The organism is Oribacterium sp. P9 (genome assembly GCF_046365365.1).
GTDB lineage: Bacteria > Bacillota > Clostridia > Lachnospirales > Lachnospiraceae > Oribacterium.
Map to the genome: position 1 here is coordinate 1 of NZ_JBKEIS010000069.1, position 505 is coordinate 505.

The following is a 505-nucleotide window of genomic DNA, read 5'->3' on the forward strand; positions in this document are numbered from 1 at the left end:
ACCTCATCGTGGCGGTGTGCGTGTTCTTCTTCTTCTACACCGACGGCGCCGATATGACCGGCCCCTGGATCGCCTGCATCCTTATGGGCATCGCCGGAGCCCTCGTCCCGACGGGCACCCGCGCAATCGCGCCGGTCTTGGTTCCCGAGCCGAAAAAGACCGACCTCGTGCTCGCCACCATGGCATTCGCGACCGGCGTTGCCCAGGTCGTTGGCGGCTACATCGTCTCGCCGATCGTCACTTCCATTGGCTACCAGGCGAATGCCCAGTTCGTGCTAACTCCGCTTGCCCTTCTTGCAGCGGTTCTGGTGATCGTGTTCGTGAAATCCGACCGCAAAACCCATGAGGTGCGCGTTGCCGAGCGCGCGGCTCAGGATGCTGCGGAGGCGGAAGTGCATGCCTAGCACCAGGCTGCTATCCCTCCAGGAGAGGCAACTCCGCACATCGGCCCGGCCTTCCCCTGCGCCGGGCCGAAACGAAAAGTCCATCGAGGCAATATGCGCAT

Annotated in this window: 1 protein-coding gene; it reads left to right on the plus strand. The window is 63.2% G+C overall.

The genetic code is table 11. The annotated features are described in order from the left end of the window. Nucleotides 1-404, plus strand: a 404-nt coding sequence (locus ACK8P7_RS11040) for a hypothetical protein (RefSeq protein WP_410044243.1), incomplete at its 5' end; no start/stop codon positions are given. Nucleotides 405-505 lie beyond the last annotated feature (101 nt).